The following is a 5,106-nucleotide window of genomic DNA, read 5'->3' as shown; positions in this document are numbered from 1 at the left end:
GCCGACATTGAGGTTGATCTCGTCATAGCCAAAGGCCTCGCCGATGCGCGCCGCCTCGGCAAGTTTTTCGCGATCCGAGCCGCCGAGCTGCAGCGCGACCGGATGTTCTGACGCATCGAAGCCGAGCAGACGCTCGCGTGCGCCATGGATGACGGCGTCGGCCACCACCATCTCGGTGTAAAGCAGCGCATGGCTCGTCAGCTGACGGTGGAAGAACCGGCAATGCCGGTCCGTCCAGTCCATCATCGGGGCCACGGCCATTCTATCATCTTGATTTCTCAGCATTTTTTCTTTAACATCAAATCCTTAGAACCTGACGAGTGCACACGAATTTACGCCAGAATACGACCCTTTTCGCCACGTTTCGATCTCTCAGTGCACACGGAGCGCACACGAAAAAATGGCCACCTACACAAAACTCCCGTCCGGTTCCTGGCGTGTCCAAGTCCGTCGCAAAGGTCGCTACGTCAGCGAGACCTTCCTGCGCCGAGACGACGCCCGGCGTTGGGCCACCGAAACCGAGCGCCAGGTCGATCGAGGTGAGACGCCGACCAAGTCCCGCGTAGCGCGCCTGAAGACCTTCGGCGAACTCATCGACCTTCATATCGACGACATGTGCGATGTAGGCAAGTCCCCTCTCCGCTCCAAGGCCGCGACACTCGACATGCTGCGAAGACATCTTGGCAAGTGCAATATGGCGGCTCTCGATCGCGAGCGGCTCATTCGTTTCGGCCGCGATCGCGCCGCCCAAGGCGCCGGACCGGTGACTCTCGGCATCGACATCGGCCTGATAAAACTCATCCTATCCCACGCTGCTGCGGTGCACGGCCTGCCGGTCAAAGTCGAACCGGTGGATCTCGCGCGTATCGCCCTAAAGCGGCTTGGTCTTATTGGCAAAGGGCATGAGCGCGACAGGCGGCCTACCCAGGATGAGTTGGACAGGCTGATCGCCCACTTCGATGCAAACCCTCGTCAGATTGCACCGGTTAGCCAGATCATACGTTTCGCCGTCGCAACCGCGATGCGCCAGGAGGAAATCTGCAAAGCACGTTGGTCCGATCTGGAAACGCGCACGCGGATGCTTCTGATCCGTGACCGGAAAGACCCTCGGCACAAGAAGGGCAACAATCAGCGCATACCGCTGTTCGCGGCAACTGGATACGATGCGTGGGCCATAGTTGAGGAGCAGCGCGCAAAGCGCAGCAATGACGATGATCGAATTTTCCCGTTCAACCATAGGTCAGTCGGCACCGCTTTCCGTCGAGGATGCGTTGACTTGGGCATCCACGACCTTCACTTTCACGACTTGCGGCATGAAGGAACAAGCCGCCTCTTCGAAGCTGGATTCAAGATCGAACAGGTAGCTCTGGTCACGGGCCACAAGGATTGGAAGATGTTGCGGCGGTATACGCATCTCAAGCCCGAAATGCTTCACACTATCCAAGCAGCGAGGACAGCGTAGTTGGCGCAAGTGGCGGTATCAGCCCGCACTCTCGGGGGAGCCGAACGCCGCCAATGAATGATCGCGGCTACGTTCGTGCTGCCACGCCATTTCGCACCGGTCAGAAACAGGCGGGGTGGAAGGGTTGATGCAACCAACACTGGTTCAAATCCGGCCCGGGGAGCCACTTAATTCAGAAAGTCTTGGAACCCAAGGACTACCCCAGAGATACACCGCGACCGAACAACAAGCCCTGAAGGCTTACCCCAAAGTTCATGCTCGGGCAGAGCAGCAGTTGCGCCTTTGGTCGCGGCCGCAGGATGCGCCAACCTAGGCAGCTTGGCTGGCACCCCACCTTGACCGACTTTGAGCACCATAGGCTGAGCCGCGCACGGCTTCGCGCGCTCAGTCTCGACTCCGAATGGACCGGTCCAGAGGACGAGGATGATAGCTCGGGAAGTGATCGCTGAGCAGATTGCTGAGAAACATTCGGTGGATGACCGAGGCAATCCCGTCGGGATAGAGGCGGCGGACCGCGCCTTCATCCACGCCCTTGTCCTTGATCAAGGTCAACAGTGCCCTGCCCCGACCTTGGAGGATGCCAGGAGGTTGTACCTTAAAGAGAAGGTTGGCACTGACGAAACAAAGAAGATGGAGCTTGAGCGTTGACCTAGGCACCCCTGAAGTTCTTCTCCCAGCGTGTGGCCTAGGGGGACCAGGTACTCAGTTGTCCAGCTCATACGCAGCGAGGAGCATCCCTTCCTCGATAGCAGCCAGCCTGAAGCACCTCCTGGCCTCCTGGGCTGTCGCATTGCCCTCGATAGTGGCCACGCAGCACTTCACCGCACGTCGCCAGTGGGGACCCTTGTTGGTCCACCTGATGAGATGCTCGGCCGCTGCCTCGACGTTGTTGACGTTGGAGATCATGCCAGACCGCTCACCCTTAACGGGGACCGGAGGGTTGAACCAGTGGATGGCCATCAGGTGAACCACCCCTAGGAAAGCCTGCTCTTCAGGTCCTCGGCATTCAGTAGGTCGACCAGATCGTCGGCATATTCTCTGTTAAGGCCAACGGCTGTCATACCATCAGGCCAAAATGGCTGCCCGGTGAACACGTCGAACACCGTCCAGGTCCCGTCTGGGTCTCGCCTCAGGTCATACCGCTGCTCTAAAATGAGGGTAATTTAGGGTTCGTTTATGAGCCTCTTCAACCCTCAGGATCGTAGAGAAGCGTCCCTTCCTCGATACCAGCCTCTATGAACGCCCTGCGAGCCACGTGTGGGGGTAATTTGCCATCAATTGAGGCCAAGCAAGCACCGGCCGCCAGATACCATTTCGGGCCTCTTTTGGTCCACTGAACGAGTTGTTCCCTTGCCGCTTGAACGTCGCTGATGTTGTGCCGGACATCACCCTCGATGGTGGTCTTTACTGTGACCGGAGGATGAACCGACCGGGGGCATCAGGCTTCACGCACGTTAAAGGGAACGCAGCCCCCGCTTCGGCACCGTTAATGGTCGCCTTTACGGAGACTACGTTCCCCTCTTGAAAACCCCTTTGGACGTCGCTTACCAGTTCCCTAGCGGTGCGCTGCGCAGGCCAACCAGACGCTTCAGCATCCATCCCACCCCCCTCGAGACAGAAGGCCCAATCAAGCGATCCTCTCGCGCGTTTCTTTAAAAAATCAAGAACTGGAAGCCTACAAAGCGTCAAGTTAGCTCGCGGCTGACCCGTCAGGCGAATCGCCCGTAGGAGAGCCTGCTCTTCAGATCGTTGGCGTTCAGGAGAATCACCAAGTCAGTCGCGTAGGTGACGCCCAGGCCGACCGCCGGGAGACCTTCGGGCTCGGCTGGTTTGCCGGTGTGTCGGTCGACCACCGACCATCCCTTCGGGTCCCTCTTTAGTTCGTACCTTGGTTCCATGGGGCGATACGTTGTGCGTCTTATCCAGTTCGTCAAGCTTGGACCGCTGCTCCTCGGATAGATCCGGATCTTCAGGGAGTTTCAGCAGTTGAAAGATGTACCGGCGCAGCGTCTCAGAAGTGATCCAATTCCGAATGAGACGCGATATAGCCTGCTGTTGCTCGGTAGACAGTTCTTGCATGGTCGGCCGGCACGGTTAGCACAAAGCCCAACCCTCAGTGACCTTAATGGTTCCCCGGATTGGACTGCCTGAAATCGGCTATAACCGAAGGCCCTCCGAACCTGACGACGGTTGTCTTCGTTTCGGATCAGTTCCTGAAGAGAGTCGGCGACGGTCTTGTTGCCGGCTTTGTCGCGCTTCGCAAGGGAGCCCCCCTAAGTCCTGGCGCCTATAACTTATTGTTGGACAAATGGATCCATGCGGGTCGGAATTGCGATCCGCTGATATGATAGGCTAAACAACGGGCGCTGGTCTAATCGTGCAGGTCGAAGAGGACGGCTTTCCCAGTCTGCGCAGCGATTTGGAGCACCTTTTCACATAGTGGGTTGTCGTGGCCGAGTTCGTCCAGCTCGCCCTCTAGGTCGGGGCGCTTCGTTCGGATGAATGCGAGGGCCTTCTTAAGGGAGACGATTTTGCCCTGAATAGCCTGGTCTATGGCTTGTTGTATGACGTCGTCGGACTTCGACAGGCGTTCCATCAGCGATACCTCCCAATGGCATATTGGGAGAAACTGCTGAAAAACCAAATCACATTATGGAGTGGAATATTTGATAGATTTCTGCGCGGGTGATCGGATAATTGCCCACGCGCCGGCCGTCATTGATCCGCGCCCGCGTGGGACCTGATGCGCGCTCTGGGCTTGCTGCTCGCCATTCTCGACCGTGTATTCACGCATCCCCCTCTCGGCAATCGGAACCAAAGCTGAAAATGATGGTTTGCTAATGGAAGGGATGAAACCCAGGATGCCGAGCTATGACAGTGCTGTTCGACCGCTCAACTCTGACGGGCATCTGCGCGGTTTGATGTACCACGACGCGCGACTGCAGATGCTCCACGATCGCGTCATTAACCGCATGGAGCGGGTTGATCACCTGGCAAACGAAGTTGAGCAGGCGGCGGCGATGCAACTCGCAGTTCCACCGTCCACGCGTTCCCTGACGACCCACTCAGCAATTCGTCGGCGGCTTTCCTTTCATCTGGAAGCCGGGCAACTATCGGTCTGTGAAATCTGCCGCTCTTTCCCAGAGACCCTCAAGGGAAGCGACGCGGCTCGCCGAGTCGTGCCGGCTAACAATCCAGACAGGAACTAAAGTGTGCAAACGTTGTTTATTGACCGAAGGGCATCTTACTTCCTTGGAGAGTTGAACATGAAAACCACCCTGATTCTGGGCGCGCTGGCACTTTGCTTGGCCGCGCCTTCCATTGCCTCGGCAGATGCGATCGTTCTCACCACGAACCAGCACCGCCATCACCATCGTGCGGACGCTGTCGTCATCAATGAGGACGGAGCTCGCCTCCATCATCGCCGTCATGGCACCGAAGCCTTTTACGACAACGGCAATCGCCATCATTGGCGCAGACATCATCGTCCCGATACCATCATCATTAAGCGTTCGGACGACCGGCCGATGCACCGCCGGCATCGTCACGTCGTGATCGAGAACAACGACTACTAATCCCGGCTCCGGACCCGGCTCTCAGATTGGAGCCGGGTCACGCGGCGCTGCCTCCGGGCCGCTGACCCT

At 57.9% G+C, this 5,106-nt stretch carries 7 protein-coding genes; 3 read left to right on the top strand and 4 right to left on the bottom strand.

Annotated elements, in window-relative coordinates; translation table 11 throughout:
- The coding region (locus EN949_RS32930) for a tRNA-dihydrouridine synthase (protein WP_206534987.1) at window positions 1-285 on the bottom strand (285 nt) is incomplete at its 3' end.
- A gap of 115 nt (window positions 286-400) precedes the next feature.
- On the opposite strand from EN949_RS32930, the gene EN949_RS32925 reads away from it, so the two are divergent.
- Window positions 401-1,462 carry a site-specific integrase gene (locus EN949_RS32925; RefSeq protein ID WP_127366494.1) on the top strand — a complete coding sequence of 354 codons (1,062 nt, stop codon included), beginning with the start codon at window positions 401-403 and terminating at the stop codon, window positions 1,460-1,462.
- Window positions 1,463-1,846: 384 nt separating this feature from the next.
- On the opposite strand, the gene EN949_RS36255 is transcribed toward EN949_RS32925, so the two are convergent.
- The 3 genes from EN949_RS36255 to EN949_RS32900 form a co-directional block, all read right to left on the bottom strand.
- Window positions 1,847-2,014 (bottom strand): hypothetical protein, encoded by a 168-nt coding sequence (locus EN949_RS36255; protein ID WP_164755309.1) that lies wholly within the window; start codon window positions 2,012-2,014, stop codon window positions 1,847-1,849.
- 150 nt (window positions 2,015-2,164) lie between these two features.
- Window positions 2,165-2,422: a DUF982 domain-containing protein gene (locus tag EN949_RS32920; RefSeq protein WP_127366493.1), complete on the bottom strand. Its 258-nt coding sequence runs from the start codon at window positions 2,420-2,422 to the stop codon at window positions 2,165-2,167.
- 1,411 nt (window positions 2,423-3,833) lie between these two features.
- Entirely contained in the window at window positions 3,834-4,058 is a 225-nt protein-coding gene (locus EN949_RS32900) for a hypothetical protein (RefSeq protein ID WP_127366491.1), read from the bottom strand.
- A 265-nt stretch (window positions 4,059-4,323) separates the two neighbouring features.
- On the opposite strand from EN949_RS32900, the gene EN949_RS32895 reads away from it, so the two are divergent.
- Together EN949_RS32895 and EN949_RS32890 are read left to right on the top strand one after the other, a co-directional pair.
- Complete coding sequence (locus EN949_RS32895) at window positions 4,324-4,671, top strand: hypothetical protein (RefSeq protein ID WP_245459237.1); 348 nt, start codon at window positions 4,324-4,326, stop codon at window positions 4,669-4,671.
- Between the two features lie 57 nt (window positions 4,672-4,728).
- Entirely contained in the window at window positions 4,729-5,037 is a 309-nt protein-coding gene (locus EN949_RS32890) for a hypothetical protein (RefSeq protein WP_127366490.1), read from the top strand.
- The last annotated feature ends 69 nt before the right edge of the window (window positions 5,038-5,106 follow it).

This window comes from Mesorhizobium sp. M7A.F.Ca.US.007.01.2.1, assembly GCF_003998165.1.
In the GTDB taxonomy this organism is placed as follows: Bacteria; Pseudomonadota; Alphaproteobacteria; order Rhizobiales; family Rhizobiaceae; genus Mesorhizobium; species Mesorhizobium ciceri.
Note: the sequence above shows the minus strand (reverse complement) of the source record. Positions and strands in the feature narration are given on the sequence as shown.

Bases quoted from the DNA above. Each gene is read 5' to 3' on its own strand.
- EN949_RS32925 (WP_127366494.1), top strand. From the start codon at position 401: ATGGCCACCTACACAAAACTCCCGTCCGGTTCCTGGCGTGTCCAAGTC.
- EN949_RS32895 (WP_245459237.1), top strand. From the start codon at position 4,324: ATGCCGAGCTATGACAGTGCTGTTCGACCGCTCAACTCTGACGGGCAT.
- EN949_RS32900 (WP_127366491.1), bottom strand. From the start codon at position 4,058: ATGGAACGCCTGTCGAAGTCCGACGACGTCATACAACAAGCCATAGAC.
- EN949_RS32920 (WP_127366493.1), bottom strand. From the start codon at position 2,422: ATGGCCATCCACTGGTTCAACCCTCCGGTCCCCGTTAAGGGTGAGCGG.
- EN949_RS32890 (WP_127366490.1), top strand. From the start codon at position 4,729: ATGAAAACCACCCTGATTCTGGGCGCGCTGGCACTTTGCTTGGCCGCG.